18 protein-coding genes and 2 pseudogenes are annotated in these 22,388 nt (G+C 48.1%); 10 read left to right on the top strand and 10 right to left on the bottom strand.

Annotated features, from left to right (window positions below; genetic code table 11):
- Positions 1–116 precede the first annotated feature (116 nt).
- Positions 117–599 (top strand): glutathione peroxidase, encoded by a 483-nt coding sequence (locus O3W44_RS24120; protein ID WP_269295173.1) that lies wholly within the window; start codon positions 117–119, stop codon positions 597–599.
- 285 nt (positions 600–884) lie between these two features.
- On the opposite strand, the gene O3W44_RS24115 is transcribed toward O3W44_RS24120, so the two are convergent.
- The 7 genes and pseudogenes from O3W44_RS24115 to O3W44_RS24085 all read right to left on the bottom strand — a co-directional run bounded on the left by O3W44_RS24115 (position 885) and on the right by O3W44_RS24085 (position 5,796).
- Entirely contained in the window at positions 885–1,526 is a 642-nt protein-coding gene (locus O3W44_RS24115) for an AAA family ATPase (RefSeq protein WP_269295172.1), read from the bottom strand.
- The gene (locus O3W44_RS24110) at positions 1,523–1,960 is read right to left on the bottom strand and encodes a PTS sugar transporter subunit IIA (protein WP_269295171.1); all 438 of its coding nucleotides are present in this window, start codon (positions 1,958–1,960) and stop codon (positions 1,523–1,525) included. Before O3W44_RS24110 ends, O3W44_RS24115 begins: the two co-directional genes overlap by 4 nt.
- 9 nt (positions 1,961–1,969) lie before the next feature.
- Positions 1,970–2,239 (bottom strand): hypothetical protein, encoded by a 270-nt coding sequence (locus O3W44_RS24105; protein WP_269295170.1) that lies wholly within the window; start codon positions 2,237–2,239, stop codon positions 1,970–1,972.
- Positions 2,240–2,302: 63 nt separating this feature from the next.
- Positions 2,303–3,145, bottom strand: a complete 843-nt coding sequence (locus O3W44_RS24100) for a class II fructose-bisphosphate aldolase (protein WP_269295169.1) — start codon at positions 3,143–3,145, stop codon at positions 2,303–2,305.
- Positions 3,132–4,498 (bottom strand): annotated as a pseudogene (locus O3W44_RS24095) (PTS sugar transporter subunit IIC). Before O3W44_RS24095 ends, O3W44_RS24100 begins: the two are co-directional and overlap by 14 nt.
- Positions 4,491–4,805, bottom strand: a complete 315-nt coding sequence (locus tag O3W44_RS24090; protein WP_269295168.1) for a PTS sugar transporter subunit IIB — start codon at positions 4,803–4,805, stop codon at positions 4,491–4,493. Before O3W44_RS24090 ends, O3W44_RS24095 begins: the two are co-directional and overlap by 8 nt.
- 10 nt (positions 4,806–4,815) lie before the next feature.
- The gene (locus O3W44_RS24085) at positions 4,816–5,796 is read right to left on the bottom strand and encodes a 6-phosphofructokinase (protein ID WP_269295167.1); all 981 of its coding nucleotides are present in this window, start codon (positions 5,794–5,796) and stop codon (positions 4,816–4,818) included.
- Positions 5,797–7,083: 1,287 nt separating this feature from the next.
- On the opposite strand from O3W44_RS24085, the gene O3W44_RS24080 reads away from it, so the two are divergent.
- A complete protein-coding gene (locus O3W44_RS24080; protein WP_269295166.1) occupies positions 7,084–8,469 on the top strand; it encodes an FAD-binding oxidoreductase in 1,386 nt (461 codons plus the stop codon).
- A gap of 223 nt (positions 8,470–8,692) precedes the next feature.
- Here the strand turns inward: O3W44_RS24080 and yajD are convergent, their stop codons facing one another.
- The gene (gene yajD / locus O3W44_RS24075; protein ID WP_269295165.1) at positions 8,693–9,040 is read right to left on the bottom strand and encodes an HNH nuclease YajD; all 348 of its coding nucleotides are present in this window, start codon (positions 9,038–9,040) and stop codon (positions 8,693–8,695) included.
- Positions 9,041–11,281: 2,241 nt separating this feature from the next.
- Between yajD and O3W44_RS24070 the strand changes: the two genes are divergently transcribed.
- From O3W44_RS24070 to O3W44_RS24060, 3 genes are all read left to right on the top strand, one after another.
- Positions 11,282–11,908 (top strand): ParA family plasmid-partitioning AAA ATPase, encoded by a 627-nt coding sequence (locus tag O3W44_RS24070; RefSeq protein WP_269295164.1) that lies wholly within the window; start codon positions 11,282–11,284, stop codon positions 11,906–11,908.
- 113 nt (positions 11,909–12,021) lie between these two features.
- Entirely contained in the window at positions 12,022–12,216 is a 195-nt protein-coding gene (locus O3W44_RS24800) for a hypothetical protein (RefSeq protein WP_331283475.1), read from the top strand.
- Between the two features lie 1,036 nt (positions 12,217–13,252).
- Positions 13,253–14,245: a RepB family plasmid replication initiator protein gene (locus tag O3W44_RS24060; RefSeq protein ID WP_269295245.1), complete on the top strand. Its 993-nt coding sequence runs from the start codon at positions 13,253–13,255 to the stop codon at positions 14,243–14,245.
- 1,023 nt (positions 14,246–15,268) lie between these two features.
- Here the strand turns inward: O3W44_RS24060 and O3W44_RS24055 are convergent.
- Positions 15,269–16,648: pseudogene (locus O3W44_RS24055) on the bottom strand (MFS transporter).
- Positions 16,649–16,982: 334 nt separating this feature from the next.
- A complete protein-coding gene (yddG, locus tag O3W44_RS24050) occupies positions 16,983–17,897 on the bottom strand; it encodes an aromatic amino acid DMT transporter YddG (RefSeq protein ID WP_269295162.1) in 915 nt (304 codons plus the stop codon).
- Positions 17,898–18,282: 385 nt separating this feature from the next.
- Here yddG and O3W44_RS24045 point away from each other — a divergent pair, with 385 nt between their 5' ends.
- From O3W44_RS24045 to O3W44_RS24025, 5 genes are all read left to right on the top strand, one after another.
- On the top strand, positions 18,283–18,486 hold the full coding sequence (locus tag O3W44_RS24045) for a hypothetical protein (RefSeq protein WP_269295161.1): 204 nt from the start codon (positions 18,283–18,285) through the stop codon (positions 18,484–18,486).
- Positions 18,444–19,184 carry a dihydrodipicolinate synthase family protein gene (locus O3W44_RS24040; protein WP_269295160.1) on the top strand — a complete coding sequence of 247 codons (741 nt, stop codon included), beginning with the start codon at positions 18,444–18,446 and terminating at the stop codon, positions 19,182–19,184. The genes O3W44_RS24045 and O3W44_RS24040 overlap by 43 nt, the downstream gene beginning before the upstream one ends.
- A gap of 9 nt (positions 19,185–19,193) precedes the next feature.
- Entirely contained in the window at positions 19,194–20,696 is a 1,503-nt protein-coding gene (locus O3W44_RS24035) for an aldehyde dehydrogenase (protein ID WP_269295159.1), read from the top strand.
- Between the two features lie 51 nt (positions 20,697–20,747).
- Positions 20,748–21,068, top strand: a complete 321-nt coding sequence (locus O3W44_RS24030; RefSeq protein WP_269295158.1) for a hypothetical protein — start codon at positions 20,748–20,750, stop codon at positions 21,066–21,068.
- 222 nt (positions 21,069–21,290) lie between these two features.
- Positions 21,291–21,992: a GntR family transcriptional regulator gene (locus tag O3W44_RS24025; protein WP_269295157.1), complete on the top strand. Its 702-nt coding sequence runs from the start codon at positions 21,291–21,293 to the stop codon at positions 21,990–21,992.
- The last annotated feature ends 396 nt before the right edge of the window (positions 21,993–22,388 follow it).

Here is a 22,388-nt window from a genome sequence, read left to right as displayed (position 1 = left end):
TCAGGGCCTGGCCGCTTAGTGCCAGAAGCGGACGTGGAAACTGCAATTCTGATCGACAGCAATTGTCCCGTTTTACACAATGACTCTGCGATGTGAGTAATTCTAAGGATTTTAACATGACCACTTTTCATCAACTTACTGCCACCAGTCTGAGTGGCCAGATCATCCCTATGTCCGACTACGCTGGCAAGCTGGTTCTCGTGGTCAATACCGCCAGTCATTGTGGATTTACGCCACAATACGCAGGCCTTGAATCGCTCTACAAGAAGTACGCTGCCCAGGGTCTGGTGGTGCTTGGTTTTCCCTGCAACCAGTTCGGTAAGCAGGAACCCGGCGGTGCTGACGAAATCGCGCAGACCTGCCACATCAACTATGGTGTGAGCTTCCCGATGTTCGGGAAAGTGGAGGTCAACGGTGCCTTAACGCACCCGGTGTTTCGTTACCTGAAAGACGAATTGCCCGGCGTGCTGGGCGGGCGGATCAAATGGAATTTTACTAAGTTCCTGATCGGACGCGACGGCAAACCACTCAGGCGTTTTGCACCGATCTCCACCCCAGAGAAGATGGAAGCCGACATCGTTGCTGCACTTAAAATCTAATCGCTTCTGTCATTTTACCCATTCATCTTTAGCGCGTTTCTGACAAAGTGGTTATATCCGTGTGAAATTAACGCCTGCTTTTCGCTGTGAGTTCCACTGATGGATACAACAAACTGGTTAAACCGCTCTGCGAATGACTCATAACCCAGCGTTTTTCTGCGCTAAACCCGCCCAGCAAAGTAAGTTCTTTTACTCATCATTTTGCATTGGGGCAAACAAACCTGCCGCGCCAGTCAGTGACGCAGCAGAAAATTTACCCAGCCATTAGAAAGTTTGCAGATACCCTCATAAAGCGCGACGCTCTCGCCCGGTTGCAGATAAGGCGGTGGTGACACGTTCATCCTCTTCATTGCTTTCGTTCAGAGGAAAGGTGTATCCCGTAGCCGTGAGTTGGTGACGTAACCATTTAACAGCGCGCAGATGATCGGCTTCCTGCGTGCCTACGCGGAGCAGCGGCCCGAGCGCCATCGGCTGGGCCTGCTCTGCCAGTCGCCGTAGCTCCGGTAAATATTCCGCGCCTGGATGCCCCGGCATGCGTTGTGATAATCGGGACTGATAACGTGCCACCGCTTCGTCAGGGGTAATTTGCAGCCACAATTCCAGAACTTCACTGACGCCAGCCTGCTGCAACCCCTGCTCCAGCACGCTTTGCGGCTGAAAGCCAAACCAGGCATCGATCAGATAAATGCACTCTGCGGGTGCCTGACCGACGATTTTCCAAATCGCCTGATAGGCGGCACACCCGAGTTGACGATTGCGCTGGCGGTCCACTGGCGCAAAGCTCGCCATAAACGGCTCTTTAACGCTGTCGAGTGTCAGCACCGGAAAACCAAACTGCTGCGACAGCAGCCGGGTTAAGGTGCTTTTACCCGAAGCGGGAATGCCGTTAACCAGCACCACGCGTTTAAGGGAATTTTCTCGCATCATAAGATCTCAATGACCTCCGCGACGCTGCTGGCCTGACGTAAGCGAACCAGCGTATTTTCATCCTCGAGCAGCGAAACGATAGCGCGAATGCCCTCTTCGATGTGCGCGTTGCTGTCGCGCGCGCCAAACATGATGACAATATCCGCCTTGTCGCTGCCTTCAAATGAAATCGGCTCAGAGAGCAAAATCATGCTGAAACAGTCACGGATCACGCCGGTTTCAGGTCGCGCATGGGGAATCGCAATGCCCTCTTCAAAAACATAATAGGCACCATGCGTCAGGGTGTTAGCAATCACCGCTTCCGGATAGGAGGCTTTAACATAGCCGCCACTGACCAGCGGTTGCGCCGCCATGGCGATAACCTGACGCCAGTCCGTGGCATCAATTCCAACCTGAATCGCGTCTGCCTCTTGCAATAACTGTTTAATCGTCATTACGGCTCCTTAAATCGATTTGCGAACGACATTGCGCAATTCATCGATTTTGACAAACAGCGGATCGATTTCATTACGATAACGTCGGCTTTTTGCAAATACCGTTAACGCGCGATTATATTCCAGCATTAATTTTTTCTGCGTTTCGCCATCGCGTGGATTAATAGCCAGCTTGCTTTCTAATTCGGCTATTTTTTTACTGCTTAACTCCGCCAGGCGATCCTGTTCTTCCTCTTGCTGGCTGTTATTTGCCGCACTCTTTTTCATGAATCCAAACATAGCGTCTCCCGCCCCGAATGGTGCCAGGGCACCTCAGGTTAATGCATCATTAGGATTAAAAAATTAACGGAATAACTGCATTTTCTCGACTAACACATCGGTGACGGCATCGTTGGCCGGAACGAGAAAATTACGTACGCTGTCGTTCACTTTGCCCTTTTCGAATGTATTTTTGCACTGACTCACCCATTGCACATTCATTTCTGTGCCGACATTCACTTTTTCGATACCGCTGCGTACGGCTAAACGCATATCTTCATCACTGACGCCGGTACCGCCATGCAACACCAGCGGCGTGCGCGTCGCCTCGGTTATTTCGGCTAAACGCTGATGCTGAATATGCGCCTTGCCTGTATATAAGCCGTGTACCGTGCCGATGGAGATAGCCAACATATCCACACCCGTTTCATCCACAAAGCGTTTGGCATCATCGACAGTCGTAAACGCGATCTCTTCCATTGCGACCACTTTGCCATCTTCTGAACCGCCAATTGCGCCCAGTTCAGCTTCAACGGAAACATTTAACGGGCGCGCCATATCTATCACCCGACGGGTATTGGCAATATTCTCTTCGATAGGTAAATGCGAGCCGTCATACATCACAGAACTGAAGCCAGTATCAATCGCCAGTTTAATTGCCTCAAGGTCTGAACAGTGATCCAGATGCAAACAGGTTGGCACATTTTTACTTTCTGCCAGGGATTTAATCGCATCGACTAACAATCTGTGCCCGAGATATTTCGCGGTGCCGGTAGAGATCTGAATCATTAATGGACTATTAGTTTTTTCAGCGGCTTTAAAATAAGCCGGGAGCATCTCGAGACAGTGTAAATTAAAGGAACCAACAGCTTTAAATTCACGGTCTTTAGCAACCTGTAACAGCTCGGCGAAATTATAGAGTTTCATGGATTTTTTCCTCTTGTGGCTTAGTGGATTTTCCGTTAACAAACCAGGAAATAGCGGTAACAAAGGCAATAAACAGGGCCACGAACAGCCAGTTGTTTTGGAACGCATGTCCCAGAACCAAACCGGTGCTGATGACGTCGGAGTCGCTGAAGGTGACGCCGGTAAAACCGTAGCTTTCCAACATCGGTACCAGAATCGCGGGCAGAACGGTGATAAACAGGCCGTGAACGAAGCCGCCAATCATCGCTCCACGACGGCCGCCCAACGCATTACCAAACACCCCAGCGGTACCGCCTGCGAAGAAGTTAGTCAGCAGCCCAGGCAGGATCATCGCCAGTCCAAACATCGGGAAGACGATCATGCCCACAACCGAACCGAGCGTGGTGGCCAGGAAGCCGACAATCACAGCATTCGGGGCATACGGAAACATCACCGGACAATCAAGCGCAGGTTTGGCATCTGGTACCAGACGCATCGCGATACCGCGGAAGGCAGGTACCAGCTCGTTAAGTAGCAGACGCACACCGCTGTACAACACAAAGACCCCGGCAACGAACTGGACAGACTGCATAAAGGCATACATCAGGTAGTTCATGCCATTACTGTACTGAGCGATAAAGGCCGGGCCCGCCGCGAGCGCAGGGATTAGGTACATCGGCACCATCACCACCGCCATCGACAGATAAGTGTCTTGCAGGAACTTAAAGTTATCCGGTAATTTCAGATCTTCCGTAGATCGCGACCCCTTACCAACAACTTTCGCCACCGCCGCCGTCACCAGATAACCAATGGTGCAGAAATGGCCGAGCGCGACATCGTCTGAATCAGTGATGCGCCGCACCACCGGTTGCGCCAGTGCTGGCATCACCACCGCCATAATGCCGCCGAAAATACCGCCCGTAAGGATCAGAGTTAAGCCTGTCAGCCCCGCTTTATAACCGATGACCGCGCCAATAGTGGCCATCCACAACAACGCCTGACCGGTCAGGAAGATATATTTGAACGGGGTAATGCGCGCAATGATGATATTGACGATGAAAATCACCAGTAACGTCAACGCCACTTCAGAACCCAGTTCACGGTTCGCTAACCCTGCAATGGCAGCCACATCAGTTATATAACCCTGCATGCCAAAGCCGTGAGTAAATATGGTGTTCAGGAAGGTTAACGTGCCGACAATGATATTGATCCCGGCCATCATAATTAAGAAACCCAGCAGGGTTTTAAAGGTGCCTTCCACCACCTTCCCTGCTGATTTTTTTGTAGTAGCAGACCAATCAGAGCAATAAAGGCAATCAAAATAGATGCCTGCCCTAATAAGTCTTTTACCAGAAAGTCAATCACGCTATTCATGGCTGGGAACCTTCATGTTGTGTTGTTTTAAAAACGCGACAAGTTTCTCCTCAATTTCTGTTTTATCGGTGAGCTTATTGAGAATAATGACACGTTTAATCTGTTCCGGGCTGGCGTCAGCATTTAATACATCAGCAAAGGCTTTTTGCGTCAGGATAATGTCAGATTTAAAAGCATTAGCTTCAGATATTGTGGTGTGATCAATATCTGCTTCTATCTCCAGCTTCTTTAATACCGATTTGGCACTCATTTCAATAGCAAAACTGGATCCCAGACCGCAGCCACAGACACACAGAATTTTCAGCATGGTGTTCTCCTCACAAGATATTTAGTTGTTTAGCGAGTTTGTAATGATGCCCTTCAATATCAACCAGACGTTTTTTCATGCTTATTAAATCAATTGGAATGGGCTTATTGCTGCCGTTAATAATGACCGCTTTGTTTCGCATTCCAGATTGAATACACCGAACCACTTCAGTGGCCATAATGGTGCCCTGATAAATTTCTTCACAAGTTGGATCACCATTGCGCAGACCATATCCGATAATTGTTTTACGAATACGCACACCGATCATCGGTTCAAGCTGTTTAATCAGCGTGTCGATTGCCCCTTGAAAACCGGGAGAATATTCTCGGGTATACCCTTCTGAACAGAGGATTACCACGCTGTTTTGTTGCGCCAGTCGCTGGGTGATGCGCTCAGCCAGCAGCGGCGTGGGGATTTGGCATTCCGGGATCAACGCGAAATCGGCATTGGATTTAATTGCTGACTGCAACGTTAATTCTCCGCAATAGCCACCTAACAGTTCCACCATAAATACCCTACCGGTCAGCGCCCGGCCGGTATTACGCAATTTCACCACTTCTTTTAAAACCTGTTCGCAGGCCGTGGAAAACCCGATGGTGTAATCACTGCCGAACACGTCGTTATCAATAGTCATACCGACGCCGAAACAGTTAACGCCAAATTCACTCAGCGTGTGCAGAAATTGCAATGATCCGTCGCCTCCCGCCATTACTAATACATCAATACGCAGCGACTTAAGCTGTCGCGTAATTAATTCATATTCACTGCGCACTAGCTTTTTATCGGTCCTGCCCGATTGCATCACCGGAATAGATGCAATAGAAAAATCCGTTAATTCTCGTTGAGAAACTTCCTGATGGCGATTCGCTAACAAACCAGGAATGCCGCCGTTAAATAAAACCATTTCCGCCTGCGCCATCCGGCCCATCTGGAAAATAAAATTATTAATGCCGGTGACATCACCGCCGCTGATCACCATTCCAATTCTCATTGCGAAAACTCCCTTGGCTGTTTTGCGTCTGGGAAGCATTGTTGCGAGATAAAGGCTTTATATTTGCAATAAAGATCACATTTACGAGACTAATCTGTCAGGAGAGAGTATTGACACTGGGCTAATCAGGCTTATTTTTGTGATTAAAATCACAATGTAAACATCAAGTTAAATATTATAAATCCTATATTTATCAGTTAATTAACCTCACCCAGATTAATTATCCATTAACGTGTTATTGCCTCTGTTTTTCGCATTATTAGCACAGTTCAAATTTGTGATTTTCACCTCATTTTTGTCGGTTCTGACGCTTATTAATCAGGTTTAAGGTTGAATTCAATATTCGAAACTATCGACAGCTTATGATGTTTAAAAACTCATTCAGTGCCGATCAATGACTGAATTCCGTTACGTTCAATCTATCCGGTAAGGCAGTTTTGATTCTCTTCATAAGGGGAAGCAGCACCTTTCGTAGGAAATACTATGCAAAATGCATGATGGAATGGGTGCCAGGCAATTAATCCATCATCTGATATATCAACGAATATCGGGCGTGACGAAGCCTTTGCCACAGTGCTGTCGCAAACTTTCGGCAACGGTGGCAAACACTACAGGTGTGAGTTGCTCAAGATGTATTACCAGAGAGCCGGTGAACCATTCAACGCGACCGGGCTGTTCTGATTTTAAATGACTCGCCAGCGCATCCGAACGCTTGATCAGCCTCAGTCCTGAGATCTATGGGTGGGATAACACCCTGACCCTCGGCACAGGGTTCGCCTGCAGGCTATGCTGAATATCGCCGATAATTTTCTGGATCCCGTACGATAATACAGCGAGTGGGTCCTTTGAGCCTGCTTATATAACTTCGCGTTTCTTTCAGTTGCGCAGCGTGCATATGCGTTGGGCTATGAGAACATGCAACAGCTCATTCGCAGGTGACTGGCCCGTTCCAGGAAAGAACAAAACGGCGTTCAGGCGCATTAAGAATGCCGTCATTTCAGAGTCATCGAAGCATTGTTCCTAAAATTTCATCACCACGCTTTGGTGTTATATCTGCCGCCGGACAATCCTCATTTTTCCCAAATACTCTCCCCTGCTCTATTAAACCTTACGCTCAGAGAAACAAAGGGTGCAGAGGTCTGTTTACTGTGCGCCTGTAGTGACCAAATTCAGTGTGCAACTACATTTTGACCAGGTTAACAAACTCTCTTAAAAATCCTCTCTTAACCATCAGCATTAAGGAGAACCGCCATAATTAACAGGGATACACAAAGGTAAGAGGCAATCATGAACGAGTTAATAAAGGTACATATCGACGAGTTCAAAGCGCACTTCTCGGGGGCGGTAATTCTTCCTGGCGATTCAGATTATGACGAGGTACGCCAGATCTGGAATGCCATGATCGACCGCAAACCCATGCTGATCGTCCGCTGCTCGTCGCCTGAAGATGTCGTCCAGGCCATTAAATTTGGGCGCACGCAAAATCTTCTCATTTCGATTCGAGGAGGTGGACACAACATTGCAGGTAATGCTGTATGCGATAAGGGTCTGATGATCGATCTCTCGCTGATGAAAAATGTGCAAGTGGACCTGACCACATGCAGGGCCAGCGTCGAGCCAGGCTGCACCCTTGCCGAGTTTGATGAGGTTGTGCAGGCTCATGGTCTTGCTACGCCCCTGGGCATCAATTCAACCACAGGCGTGGCCGGCCTGACGCTCGGGGGCGGGTTCGGTTGGCTGAGCCGGAAATACGGTATGACCATAGACAATCTGCTCTCTGCAGAGGTCGTTACGGCAGAGGGTCGTCAGCTGCACGCCAGCGGATCAGAAAACGCAGATCTCTTTTGGGGACTTCGGGGTGGTGGTGGCAACTTCGGTGTTATTACTCGCTTCGAATTCCAGCTTCATCCCGTTGGGCCGGACGTGCTGAGTGGACTCATGGTCTTTCCGTTTGATCAGGCGAAGCACGTAATCTCACAGTTCGCCCGATTCACCGAGACAATGCCAGAAGAGCTCAATGTCTGGATGGTCACGCGTAAAGCGCCACCGCTGCCTTTTCTGCCCGGGGAGGCTCATGGCAAAGAGATGGTCGCGCTCGCTCTGTGCTATGCGGGAGACCCTTCAGAAGGAGAGAAGCTTATTGAACCGCTGCGCGGGTTCGGCACGGTGCTCGGCGAGCACATCGGCGTGCAGCCCTATATCGCCTGGCAGCAGGCCTTCGATCCGCTATTGGCAAAAGGGTCGCGCAACTACTGGAAATCACACAACTTCTCGCAAATCAGTGACGGCGTAATCGATACTATCATTGAATACGCGGCCAGATTACCGTCACCTCAGTGTGAGATCTTCATCGGGACGATTGGAGGCCAGACGGCCAGCATAGCCCCCGAGGCAATGGCCTACTCAAGCCGGGATGCCAATTACGTGATGAATGTGCATGGTCGCTGGGAAACAGCCGCTGAGGATGAACACTGCATCGCCTGGGCACGCGAATTCTTCGCTAAATCACAACCGTTTGCCAGCAGCGGTGCATACATCAACTTCCTTACCCAGGAGGAGACCGACCGCATTGCCTTCGCTTACGGCGCGACCTATGATCGACTGGTGCAACTCAAGAATAAGTACGACCCCACGAACCTTTTCCGGATGAATCAGAACATCAAGCCGGCATGAGGTCATATATTGCGCCTGACAACAGTATGTAGCCAGCACGCTGTGCAGACTACGGATGTTCAACGTCAGGCGCAGTGACCATGCACTGTTGTTGACCACACCTATTCCCGTCGGCACCGGTTTGGGCGCGAGGTGAATCCCGACTTCATCCTTATCCGGCACAGCAATCGCCGTTCCACACTATAGGTTTACAGCTTTGTACCCTGAGCGGGTTGTTCTGACCCTATTTTTTCTTATTGAGCATCGACTTTAAATCGGCAAAGGGATTATAGGTTGCTGCCTTAACATCTTTTTGCGCGTCCTCCCCTGCTACAACGGTTGTGCCGTACTGCTCAGCTTCAGTGTACTTCGCGTGTTCATGGTCATGACAATACAGACACAACAGCTCCCAGTTACTGCCGTCTTCCGGGTTATTGGTATGGTCGTGATCGATATGGTGAACGGTTAATTCGCGTAAGTTCGAGTAAACAAACTCGCGCGAGCAGCGTCCACATACCCACGGATAGATTTTTAATGCCTTCTCACGATAGCCACTTTCCAGTCGTGAGTAATTTTTTGGGATGAAAGCCATAGCCGGTGTTACCTGTTAAAAAGAGATATTTTTACCTGTGATTAAAGCAGATCAGCCTGCTTAACCGGGTACTTTATTTTGCATACTACGCCCGCTTCTCGTTCATGGCTGACTCAGGCCGTGGCGGTGAACGGAGATGTGCCCGAAGCAGAGGTTAAGTCTCTGAACTAAATTTCCGGTGACATCTGAGTCACCACACAAGATTTGGGATCGGCAATAGCGTTTAACTGCCCCGGTAGTTGTGACTGCATATTCAACAGGCCAGGAGCCATTAAAAAAGAGCTTTTTAGATCCTTTGCCTGCAGGTGTCTGTAAAATCGCTGTCGGCATAACGGGAAAGTTTGGCGCGGCTGTTGTCCTTTTACTTCACTAACGCTTTGTTCGCTGCGGTTCGATGTCCAGAAGCAGCCATTAACTTATTAAGATAACAGCATAATTTTTTATTAAAATATTAACTTATTATCTGAGACAGAGATGTTCAAAACCAGATACTGAAGCCGTTCCCGCGTAACAGGTTAATAAACCGCCAAGAGAGCGTTCTTTATAAAGCGCGATGCGGGCCGCTACTCGTTGCAACATAGCGCACACTGGTAATGATCATAAGATCATATGTTATTAAGTTAATATCATAATAGTTTATTATCTTTATCCCTGCGTGTGAAAAATGGCGATGTTCAGGGTAAGCCGTGCGAGCCGAATAGCTACATAAAACAGCTGTTCATACTGGCGCTGGCAGCTGACAGTTATTACAAAACTAACATCTGTATGGGATTTATCGCTCTTTTCACGCCGGTCATGAATCGTTTGCACTGGCCAAATTCCGCTTTGCTCCCTGCTGACTAAGCGCGGTCAGTAAGCCGCTTTGCTTCAATCCCTTCAAAAATGCCATATAAAATCACACGGCCAACCGAAAATATTAAGTTATTAAGATGTTATGTTAATAATGAATTATCTTGTTAGCATTGCCACAGGTGAGCAGTAGCATAACAGTGATGACTGATTGCCAGAGGCGAAATGTTAAGTTGCCGGGTTACTAAGATGGCAAGTTAGCAGGTTAACAAGCTAACAAGCTAACAAGCTAACAAGCTAACAAGCTAACAAGCTAACAAGTTAGTAATCCAAAGGGTTACTGAGCGGTAAACATGTTCCGGTAACTCGGGGGCAAATTATAGCGGCGAAACAGACATTGTTAAGTTAACAACTTAGATAAAGAGCAGCCTGCTTATTGTCAGTTCTGCAAGCAGGTTAGTAAGATAACAACTTAACAAAAAAATATCTTATCAAAGCTGATATATGCGGCATAAATTAAGCCCGTATTTTTTACATCCCCGCGACGCTGAGTGGCAACATAAGCGCCGGACAGACTCAGCAGGACACAGATTGATGTCGACAAACAGAGCATCACTTCGCGCGGGATTAGAGCTCGTAACACAACGCTAAATCTATCCGCGGGACGTTCAGGGAATACGAATACAACGAACCGGACGAACTCTGCAAAAAGCATAACCGTTCAAAGCTGAATATGATCCGCCATGCAGCTTAGCTATTGGCACAGCAAGGAAACAAAAGTAATACCCTGTGTAATTAAAAAGAACAGCGTCAACTTATTAACTTAACAACCTGTTAAGATAACATTTTATTAAGATAATAACTTAATTAGCCGCTTGATTGCCGGATAGTACGGTGTCTGCTTAAGTGGAAGTATCGTAAAATTTTCAATAACAAACACCGGGACTAAAGTAGTTACTCGATATGCGCTTATCTTTAAAACGGTTGCACTCGAAAAATCAGTTTAAGTAAGGTTATCTCAGTAATCCTTTGCCGTTTGCTAAAGACGCCTGAAGGGCTGAAGGGCTGAAGGGCTGAAGGGCTGAAGGGTGAATTAATCCAGAGTTGCTTTCAATCTCCGCGTCTTCTGTTTGTCTCTCTGCTATCTCGTTCTTATAAATGTTACCGCTTAAACCTTAAACCCTCCGCTGAAAACATCTACCTGTCCGTGATGAAATTACCGCTAACGGGCTAACGGAGTTGCTGTAACTTAACAGGTTATTAAGTTAATAACATAACAATAACATCGCTCCGTATTCATAAAACATAAAACCAGATTAAAAGTAATTAATTGATAAACATGGTTATTATCATGAAACTGTGGGTGCGCAAAAGTTGTTATGATAACATTGTGTTATCTTGTTAAGATGCTAAGATAGTCGCCTGATAGTGTACTGTTGAAGAGAGAAATGGATGATTATCGTTTTGGGAAGCCAGAAAGGTGGTGTCGGTAAAAGCACACTTGCTGTTTCAATTGCCTCATTCCTTATGAGCCTGAATAAAAGGGTTCTGATTGTGGATGCTGATGATCAAAAATCAGTTCTGACCTGGTATAACAACAGACCAGAGAGCCTTCCTCATATTCCAGTAACAGGTGCTTCAGGCAACATTAAAGCCATGTTGAAAGAGCACGCGTCATCTTATGATTATGTCATTGCTGATTGTGCCGGGCGTGACAGTGCGGAAATGCGAAGCGGATTAATGGCAGCAGATGTGTTCATTTCTCCCTTACGTCCGTCACAAATGGACCTGGATGTTGTTCCTCATACATGTTCTGTTTTCACCGCAGCAAAAGATTTCAATGAAGCGGTTCGTGGTTATCTTGTCCTCAACATGACGCCCACCAACATGTTCGTCAATGAAGGCAATGAAGCCGCTAAAGTACTGGAAGACTTTCCCGAGATGAATCTCGCACAGGCACGTATTTGTGACAGAAAAGCGCACAGAGATGCATGGGCAGAATCAATGACTATCTTTGAAACAGATAATGTCAAAGCGAAGGAAGAAGTGGAAAGGCTTGTAAGAGAGGTGATCTTATGAGGAACAGGGCAGGTATTGTTAAAGAAAGAGAAGATGCATTCATTAATGGTGGGTCTGCAGAACTCAAGCAGCCAATCTCAGAGCCGAAACCCGTGCCGGAATCTGCCAAAAAGGTGAAAGCCAGGCCTGTCAGTATCTCGTTTACAGACAGTAATCTGGAGGCGATCGATACGCATCTCAGAAATGAAATTATGTCAGGCAATGCCAGGGTTAATCGTTCGGACATCGTGCGGGCCGCTATTTTGTCACTGGAAAACCTCTCCAGCGATGAGATCTCTAAACTCATTGCAAGCGCCAAACTTCAGTAAAATCATTAATTAGCAACTTAACGGGATAATAACTTATTTTGTTATTAAATTATTATCTTGTTAAGTTGTTATTTCCTTTCGGCCCATACGTCTTGTTAAGTCTTTTGTTTTTTTGTACAGCTACCTCCTTTCTTCCACTCTTAAGTACTCAACCTAAGCAGAACGTCGATTCCTCACATTATCATCGGCAGGACATTCACGAAACGTCAGTAGAGTCGTTGCTCGTGTCTGACAGTACAAACGTGATTCGGCCTGCCAGAGACGCTTCTGGCCTCTCTGCTGTGCGCCTTGTCCTCCTGGGACAATGACGATCAGTTATGGGCTCTGATGATCATTTCCGGACTGGAAACTGAATTTTTAGGGTCTTCTGCAGAGACAACTTGAATATGTTTCTTCCTGTTTGAAAAGCGGTGTCGTTCAGTAAAATAAAACAGAGCTGAACTAACAGCTTCATCTTTAAAGGTTAGGCTGCAAAAGTGAAAAGTCCGGTTCGTCGTTGAGGTTTGGTATGTGTTTGGATGGCGAAGTTTTCTGACAATCAGGCGGTTCAAAAACCTCATGTGATCCTGTTACGCCTTGAAGATCATGGGTTCGTAATACCAAGAAAACGGTGGCGCTGTTTTGTTTGTTTCAGTGACTTATCCACTTATCCACCGTTCAGATCCCAATAATAATGATCCAATAGAGATCCCTATTAGATCCTAAAGAGATCCCCGATCGCTGTAGCCCGCGCCAGTACTGGGCTGAGCGGGGTATCACATAAGCTGTAGTGAGGCGTTTATAAGCTATAGTTAGTAATCCATAAGCTGCAGTCAGTAAAATATAAGCTGTAGTTAGGGAAGTACATAAGCTATAGTGAGTCATCTTCAAGAAATTCCTAAAGAGCGGTGAATAACTTTTAGCATCCGGTTCAATAAGATACGTGACCATGCTGTAAATCATCCCTCTGTTACTCACAATTCCGGCAACACTGATCAGTCGGCCAACTAAAGATTGGGAAGGCGTAGTGGACAGCGATAACATTGACTTAAATAAAATCTTTGAAGAAACAGACAAGTCTTCTGGAGACGTAGTCACGCTGACGCCGAACGCGAATAATACCGTTCAGCCTGTTGCACTTATGCGGCTCGGTGTATTTGTTCCCACCCTTAAGTCCCTGAAAAACGCTAAGAAAAATACTTTCTCTACAACAGACGCCACGGAAGAGCTTACCAGGCTAACGCTTGCTAAGGCAGAAGGCTTTGATAAGGTCGAAATCGTAGGGCCGCGTCTGGATATGGATAATGACTTTAAAACATGGGTCGGGATCATTCATTCTTTTGCTAAACACAAAGTCATTGGAGACAAGGTACAGCTGCCGTTCGTTGAGTTCGCGAAGCTTTGCGGTATACCCTCAAGTCGTTCATCTAAAAAGCTCAGAGAGAGAATTAGCCCTTCTCTGAAGCGTATTGCGGGTACGGTTATCTCCTTTACCAGCAATAACGGCGAAGACAGTAAAGAATACGTTACCCATCTCGTTCAGTCTGCTTATTATGATACGAAAAAAGACATAGTAATCATTCAGGCTGACCCAAAATTATATGAGCTGTATCAGTTTGATCGCAAAGTGCTTTTGCAGCTTAAGGCTATCAATGCGCTTAAACGTCGCGAGTCTGCGCAGGCGCTTTACACCTACATTGAGAGCTTACCCAAGAATCCTGCGCCAATCTCACTTGCCAGAATGAGAACCCGGCTTAACCTCAAATCGCCTGTTTTCTCTCAGAATCAGACGGTGCGCCGTGCAATGGAGCAGCTCAAGGAGATCGGTTACCTGGACTACACCGAAGTGCAGCGTGGGCGGGCGGTCTATTTTAACGTGCATTATCGCAGACCCAAGCTTAAAGCACCTAAGAACGAAAGCGATGAAGATCCTCAACTGACTACTATGCCAGCCGAAAAGCCTGATACCGAACTGCAGGAGAAGCTTAAGTTGCTGGATAAATTAGGCATAAGCATGGACGACCTTGAAAGGCTCTTCAAAAACAAATAACACCTTTTATAAGCTGTAGTGAGTACCAACTTCTTCCGCTTAGCCATATCTACTCACTACAGCTTATGTCATAAAGAGCAGTGTGTTTACTTACTCCCTATAGCTTATAGAAGAGGTCAGGATTGTACTGATGTACTCACTATAGCTTATCACTGCTTCTGTTAAGCGTACTTTTACTCACCATAGCTTATATGACAAAGTAACCCTCTCTCTGTTACTCACTACAGTTTATAGATAGGGTCTGTTCTTTAGTTTACTCACTACAGCTTATATAGGCTGAGAAGAGTAGCTGTTACTCACTACAGCTTATGTTATTGCCTCCCTGGTGAGTGCTAACCTGCCGGGGCTTATTCTATCTGTGTTTGTGAGTGCTAACTTTTGTTAGTTGTACGGCCTGAATGTCACAGTTACTCACCATAGCTTAGGTTTGCTTCCTATAGCTTATAAGCAACTTTGTTACTCCCTATAGCTTATTTATAAACTATAGGGAGTAAGCCTGTCTGCCGCCTGACCCGCCTCGTCGGCATGAGTCGGGACTGAAAGACCAGACACACAGGCGCGTCCAGATCGGGTCGATATGCTGTCCCGACACAATCAAACCCATCCTCTGTTTGCCATTCATTTTCATCACCTGCGATAAATCCGTTTACCCATTTACCCTCTGGCGTTGTGACAATCAGCGTTTTCCCAGGTGTTAGCATAGCGATCACCGTTATTGTCATGGGCAAAGAGAATCGGGAAACAATGATGGCTCGAGGAAAAGCGATGCTGAACCGGAGGGTAACACAGACAAAAAAGCCGAAAAATGGATCGCTGCTGTTCTGGATACGCCCGATGTAGCCAGACAGAAACGCTTGCAGAGTAAACGGGCGGAGTACGGAGAAAAACGGTAACCCCAGAATTCAGCAAGCAGCAAAATACTGAATTGACTATCGGCTTGCTGCGCCAGATCAATACAGTAGTTGTAGGTTACGATGTGAATCTGGGACGAAAAGAGCAGGGGCTGAAACAGCCCCTGTAAGCTTACCAGGAATTACGTTTAGACATTCTGCTCGTCACTATATGAGGCTTTGGACTTTCCTGATCCAGCGATGCTGCATCCTCAAGGTTGCGTGAAGCCGTTTCCGGTGCCAGGAACCAGGAGACCAGCAGGCCAAAGAAGGTAATACCTGCAGCAACATACATGGTTGAACCAATGCCGATAGTTTGCAGGGAGATCGGTACCAGGTAGGTACCTACCGCTGCGCCAATACGTGACATTGATGTGCCCATTCCCACCGCACCGGCGCGAATTTCGGTCGGGAAAATCTCGTTCGGATAGACCAACTGGAGCACCTGCGCACCGCCGATAAACAGGGCATAAGCACCAAATGCGATCAGGATAAGCATTGACGGTCCGTCACGCAGAAAGCCTAACAGCAACAACGCCAGACCTGACCATAAAAACTGTGCAGCAACAATTTACGGCGACCCAGAGAGTTAACCAGGCGCGTGGCAACGATGCAGCCGATCACAAACAGCAGGGTAATAGCGATTGAGCCATATGAAGCCCAGTTACCGCTGAGATGCAGTGCTTCTAACACCTTCGGTGCGAAAGCGTAAACGGCGAACACCGGGATCACTGAGCAGGTCCAGAAAATAGTGACAAATGCCATGCGCCTGCCGTAGCCAGAATGCAGGAGGCTTCCGAATGACAGGTTTTTGCAGTCAGCCTGTTCCGGCAGGTTCTTCAGGCTGAAGCCGGCACCGTATACGCGGCGAATAATGGCTTCAGCTTCCTGATGGCGTCCTTTGCTGATCAACCAGCGTGGTGATTCCGGCGTGCCGAGACGCACCAGGAAAAGCAATGCACCAATCACGGCGGTACTGGCCAGGGTAAACCGCCAGGCTTCCGGACCAGCAAAATTCAAAATAGCTTCCCCGGTCAGGTAAGCGGCAGCAGCACCAGCGAACCAGAGAATGGTGAGCGTTGCGAGACAGGGCCACGGTGCTTCTTCGGTAAAAATTCCACCAGAAAGGCTGTCGCCACCGGATATTCAATGCCGACAGCGACGCCATTAAGGAAGCGTAAAGCAAATAGCATCTCGCCGCTTTGTACCCAGTACTGCGCCAGTGAGCAGACAATAAACAGTACAGGACCGACAAAATAAAGTACCCGCCGGCCGAGCCGGTCAGTGAGGGCACCACCAATAAATCCACCGAAGAATATGCCAATCAACGCCGAAGCAGCGATGAGTCCTTCCCAAAAGGCGCTCAGTCCTAAAGCGGGTGACACCTTCGTCATAGCTATGCCAATAATGCTCAGCACATAACCATCAACGAAGGAGCCACCCCGGAACGTACCGTAAGCAGGCGGTGAAAACGGTTAAGCGGTACATCTTCAACAGAAATGTTATTTGACATCATATGCTCCTGTCTTTTCACCGACACGCTGAATAAAAGGCAGAACAGGCAGAATAAGCACTATAAGCGATGGATGCTTAAAACGGCCGAGGGCGCTCTGACACCTTATATTCGTAAGAATGGTGAAATTAATATAAGCCTGTAAAGATCATTAAAACGTTATCCGGAAGAGATAAAAAGATCTTGTCGGGAAAGTCAGTAAGTTTGTTTATATAAAGCGTTTCATAATAAGTACTCCTCCGGTGCAGGATGGTCGGATAAAATATTGGTTTGCTGTTTTTTTATTTTTTAATTTAAAGTCATGTCAGGGAGGAGAAATTCCCTCCCGGTAAAATTAATCAGAGACTTTTAGCGCCAGCTTTTTAGTCACTACGTTGCGGGTTGACCACCAGCACACCAGCGAACCGAGACTGACCATGGCAGTCCCTTGCCAGAACGATATCGTCAGTTGCGAATCCAGAATGAAAGCTGCTAAAACCGACGAAATGATCGGAATAAAGTATGATGCAGCCGCTAAAACGGTAACGTTGCCGTGCAGAATACCAACATTCCAGGCGGCATAGCCAAATCCCATCGCCATCGCGGCCAGCGCCAGACTGATCCACACTTGCGCAGATAATACGAAAGGGGGTTGGGGCGACCAGAGAAACTTAATCCATAACGTTAATGCCGTCAGAATAAAGAAAAGCGTGATGCCGTTACTGCCTCTGGCAATCTTCTTTGTCACTACGCAATATACAGACCATATGACCGCGCCGCTAAATGCCAGGCCATAACTGAGCGGATTATCCATGACGTTACGCGTTATTTCAGTTAATGAAAAACCGTGCTCACCGCCTAGAACGCGACAAATACCGGCGATCGCCAGAATAACGCCTGGAATAATAAACAGACTGGTTTTAAGCCGGTTAACAATTACCGCCAGAATAATGGTCATACTCGGCCACAGATAATTCACCATGCCTACTTCAATTGCCTGACGACTGTTATGGGTGAAACCAAGTGAAAGTGACAGGCAAAGCTCATAACAAACAAACAGCACGCTGCCAGCTATTAAATAACTGCGTGGAAATGTACGCAGACTGGGAAAACCGACCGTGAACAGCAGCAGTACCGTACTGCAGCTGTAAATCAACGCTGCACCGCCTACCGGGCCGAAGCCTTCACTGACGCTTTTGATTAATCCAACGATTGCACTCCATAACAGAATGGCAATCAAACCTGTGAGCGTCGCTTTCTTTGGGGACATAACCCGCTACCTCTGTCTGCTTAACGTTAACCCGTATCGCTGGCCAAGATCCTGTCTGTTAAATGCAGGTTAAAACCAGACTCAAAACTATGCCTCATGTACGCCGGTGTAAATACGTCAGAACAGGCAATAATGCGGTATTGTGATCGTTATCTGAATTTATTTAGAAAAATAATACTTTAATAAAATGCAATTAATTATATGATTTTAAATAATTTTTTATTTTTGTGTTGTAAAAATTTCCTGTTTTTTAGTATTTATTTTGTATTTTTTAAGTATACAAAAAACTTTGCCTGATTGACCTTGCTCACCTTGGTATGCAAATTGTTAACAAACGCAACCTTAGGCGGTTGCATTTGGTCCTGTATTCCACCCTGGAGGTCTCGTGTTTACATTTGAAGGTATTTATACCCCGGCAATTACCCCTTATGCGGCTGATGGCCGTATTGATTTTGCTGCCTTTGCCGATGTGCTGGAATCACTGACTGAAGCGCAGGTGCACGGCATCATCATCGGGGGTCAACCGGTGAGTATTATGCACAAAGCGTGGAAGAGCGTCTGGCGCTGGTGGAATATGCGCGCAAAGTAATTGATAACCGCCTGCCGCTGATTGTCGGCACCGGCGCGATCCGTACCGAAGATGCGGTTGCTTTTGCCACACATGCGCGTGACCACAAAGCCGATGCCATTCTGGTGACGTCACCACCCTATGCGCTGCCTACGGAGCTGGAAAATGCGCACCATGCGCTGACGATCGACAAGGCTGCTCAGTTACCGATCATGCTCTACAACTATCCGGGCCGCATGGGTATCTCCATGGGGGAATCCTACTTCCGCGAAGTTAGCCGCTCTTCCAACGTCATCGCCATCAAAGAAAGCTCAGGTGACTTCAACAATTTACATCTGCTGGCCTGCAAATTCCCTGATATCGCACTCTCCTGTGGCTGGGACGATCAGGCACTGGAATTCTTTGCCTGGGGCGCACGCAGCTGGGTATGCGCCGGTTCTAACTTCATTCCTCGTGAACACGTTGCGCTTTACAACGCCTGCGTTGTTGAAAAAGACTTCGATAAAGGCCGTAAAATCATGGCGGCAATGATGCCGCTGATGAACTTCCTTGATGGCGGTAAGTTTGTGCAGTCGATTAAATACGGTTCTGAACTGGCAGGTCTTAAAGCTGGCCCGGTGAGGGCACCGTTGCAGGCGCTGGATGAGGAAGAGAAAGCGCAGCTGCAGGCCGTAATTGAAGGCGTGCGACGCAACGTGGCTGCGATTGCAGTGCTGTAAGGAGCCGGTATGAAACAGATACACACACTGAGCGACGTTGCCTGCGTCGTTCAGGGACTGACGCTACCCAATAAAGCCTTTATAAACGGACGTTTTACCGCGGCGGCAACGGGGAAAACGCTGCCAGCCACTAATCCGGCGACGGGCGAGCACCTGACGGATATCGCCGCCTGTGACATAGCAGATGTCAACATGACCGTTGACAGCGCACGCGCAGCTTTTGAAGCGGGTAGCTGGAGCCAGCTGCATCCGGGCGAACGCAAAGCGGTGCTGCTGAAACTGGCTGAGCTGATGGAAAAAGAGGTGGTGTCACTGGCGGTGCTGGAAAGCCTCGACAGCGGTAAACCGGTCAGTGAATGTCTGGCTGTTGACGTGCCGGAAACCATTCATGTCCTGAAGTGGCACGCGGAAGCGATCGACAAGCTTTACGATCATAGCGCCCCGGTGGGGAATGGCGCGATGGCCCTGGTGGTACGAGAGCCGATCGGCGTGGTTGGCTGCGTGCTGCCATGGAATTTCCCTTTGCTGATGCTGGCGTGGAAAATCGCTCCGGCGCTGGCGTCCGGATGTTCAGTTATTGTGAAACCGGCAGAGCAAACATCGCTGACGGCGCTGCGCGTGGCAGAGCTGGCATATGAAGCGGGCGTACCGGCAGGTGTGCTGAATATTGTTACCGGCACGGGCAAAGAGGTTGGAGAGCCGATTGGCCTGCATGCTGATATCGATATGGTGAGCTTCACCGGCTCCACCGCGACCGGGCGTCGCTTTTTACACTATGCTGCCGAATCCAACCTTAAAAAGGTGGTACTGGAGTGCGGCGGCAAGAATCCGGCCATTGTTTTTGACGATGCAGATGATTTGCAAAGCGTTGCTGCCCATGTGCTGAACGGCGCATTCTGGAACATGGGTGAAAACTGTTCGGCCACTTCACGCCTGCTGGTGCAGGAGGGGATAAAAGATAAACTGCTGGGATTGATCGCAGAGCAGATTGGCGAATGGCGCATGGGCAATCCACTCGATCCCAAAAACCGTCTTGGCACGATGATCTCGGCCGATCATTTCAGTAAGGTAAGTCGTTATCTCGACATCGCGCGAAAAGAAGGGCTGCGCATTGTGCAAGGCGGCAATACCGAAGCGGGCATTTATGTGCAGCCGACGGTGATTGATGGCGTGACGCCAGAAAGTGCCCTGTTCCGTGAAGAAATTTTCGGGCCGGTTCTGTGTGTCACGGCGTTTAAAACCGAAGCGGAAGCCATCGCGCTGGCGAATGATACGGATTACGGTCTGGCGGCTTCGGTGTACAGCGGTAAGCTGAATCGCGCAATCCGGGTTTCACGCGCGGTGCGTGCCGGAACGGTAACGGTGAACTGTTTTGGTGAAGGCGATGCGACGACGCCATTCGGAGGTTACAAGCAGTCCGGTTTTGGCGGCCGTGATAAATCCGTGTTCGCGCTCGATCAATACACTGAACTGAAAACCATCTGGATTGATGTACCGGCGCAAGACGCCTGACTAATGTAAAACCATGCTGCCTGCCGTATGCGGTGGGCAGCGCAGAGTGATGTGAAAGATCATGCCAGCATTAAAAATGATATTTTTGCCGCGGTTAATCAGGGTTTTGATACCCGCGTTCACTTCTATTTTTGTATTCTGGTGGCGGTTGGCCTGTCAAAAAAGCAGGGGCGAATTACCTCTAACCGGCAGAAAAACGCCTTTATTATGAAGTGGCTGAAAAACGCCCGTCGTGTTGTGACATTCAACCCGGTCGCCAGCAGTGAGATTGACTGGCTGCGGGCGGAAATTTTACGTAATCCTCCCGATCGCGATCCCGAGCCGGTATTACAGCTGATTTATCAGACCGCCAGCGAAATGAAAGCGCAATAACCATACCGGGCGATCTTCTCCTTGAAGTTTGTCTGAGCAGTGTCATGTATAAACGCTCTGACTGACTGATATCACCTTTCTCATCATATAGCTGTGCTGTGCCTGATGATCTCGCAATTATTTTTGCTGTAAACCTGCTTTTTCTATAGGTTAACAACGTGATGCCATTCTTTTACGTCGTGGCATCCTGTCATCAGGCATTATTAAACAGGAGGCTACACATTGAGATCGGGTAAAGCTGCGCTTTATGAGGATTTAAAACGCCTTATCTTAACGATGGAACTGGATCCTGATGAAGTGCTGGATGAGGCGAGTCTGACGGCGCAGTATGGATTATCGCGTACGCCGGTACGTGAAGTTTTTCAGCGTCTGGCCGGTGAAGGTTATCTGGAAATCGTTGAAAAGCGCGGTGTGCGCGTGATCCCGATGAGCCATTCCACGTTGCGTAATTTCTTTCTCGTGGCGCCGATGATCTATGCCGCCATTGGCCGCCTTGCTGTGCAGCACTTCAGGCCCGCGCAACTCAAAGCATTAAAGGAGACGCAAAAGCGTTTTCGCAAAGCGGTGCAAAGCCGTGATGCTGACGCCATGGCTCTGGAAAACAACCGGTTCCATGAAATTATGGGTGAGATGGCAGCTAATCCTTATCTGCAACCCAGCCTTGGCCGCTTGCTAATTGATCATTGTCGTATCGGCCATACCTTTTACCGCCCGCAGAATGTGGACATGGAGCGGCGTTTACAACTGGCCTCAGACCATCACGATGCATTTATCGCCGCCATTGAAGCGCGCAACGAACAGGCCGTCGTCGATCTGGTTTCTGAACACTGGGAGCTGTCACGCGAAAACATGGAAATCTTCATTGCGCCGCAGGGCCTCAAAACCGATCATTTATCCCAGTCAACGCAAGGCAACAGGCTTTAATTCATTTTTCTGCTAAACCGGCTGATTTCTTCTGGCAGGTTGTCACCTTTTGTTTCATCAATGCCGGTGTTACCAGGCTCTCATCCTCACACGTCATAACTAGGCGCTGTGGTCATCGCGCACGCTTTGCGTTAATCCGTTTGTCAGTTAACTGAACCGTTCTCTCTGTATTGACCTGCCCAAATCGTCATTTTTTTGCGATCTCCAGCACACTCAACTGCGAAGAGCGTTGACAACATTTCGGCAGAATCCGTAATGTTTATACATGACGTATACAATAAGTATACATTTTTGAGGCTGTTATTACTGCTTTTTACGCGGCCTGATGGCTGGGCCGCAGCGCGTTAGCCGGACAACAGCAGGCAACCACCCATTCATAATAAATCAGGTGCCCGC

Source organism: Pantoea sp. LMR881 (assembly GCF_027157825.1).
Taxonomy (GTDB): Bacteria; Pseudomonadota; Gammaproteobacteria; order Enterobacterales; family Enterobacteriaceae; genus Pantoea; species Pantoea haifensis.
The sequence above is the reverse complement of the archived record's forward strand: the minus strand, read 5'-3'. Positions and strand labels throughout refer to the sequence as shown.

Coding starts and splice junctions, on each gene's coding strand:
- O3W44_RS24090 (WP_269295168.1), bottom strand. CDS start 4,805: ATGCTGAAAATTCTGTGTGTCTGTGGCTGCGGTCTGGGATCCAGTTTT.
- O3W44_RS24070 (WP_269295164.1), top strand. CDS start 11,282: ATGATTATCGTTTTGGGAAGCCAGAAAGGTGGTGTCGGTAAAAGCACA.
- O3W44_RS24035 (WP_269295159.1), top strand. CDS start 19,194: ATGAAACAGATACACACACTGAGCGACGTTGCCTGCGTCGTTCAGGGA.
- O3W44_RS24080 (WP_269295166.1), top strand. CDS start 7,084: ATGAACGAGTTAATAAAGGTACATATCGACGAGTTCAAAGCGCACTTC.
- O3W44_RS24085 (WP_269295167.1), bottom strand. CDS start 5,796: ATGAGAATTGGAATGGTGATCAGCGGCGGTGATGTCACCGGCATTAAT.
- O3W44_RS24100 (WP_269295169.1), bottom strand. CDS start 3,145: ATGAAACTCTATAATTTCGCCGAGCTGTTACAGGTTGCTAAAGACCGT.
- O3W44_RS24110 (WP_269295171.1), bottom strand. CDS start 1,960: ATGACGATTAAACAGTTATTGCAAGAGGCAGACGCGATTCAGGTTGGA.
- O3W44_RS24115 (WP_269295172.1), bottom strand. CDS start 1,526: ATGATGCGAGAAAATTCCCTTAAACGCGTGGTGCTGGTTAACGGCATT.
- O3W44_RS24105 (WP_269295170.1), bottom strand. CDS start 2,239: ATGTTTGGATTCATGAAAAAGAGTGCGGCAAATAACAGCCAGCAAGAG.
- yddG (WP_269295162.1), bottom strand. CDS start 17,897: ATGTCCCCAAAGAAAGCGACGCTCACAGGTTTGATTGCCATTCTGTTA.
- O3W44_RS24120 (WP_269295173.1), top strand. CDS start 117: ATGACCACTTTTCATCAACTTACTGCCACCAGTCTGAGTGGCCAGATC.
- yajD (WP_269295165.1), bottom strand. CDS start 9,040: ATGGCTTTCATCCCAAAAAATTACTCACGACTGGAAAGTGGCTATCGT.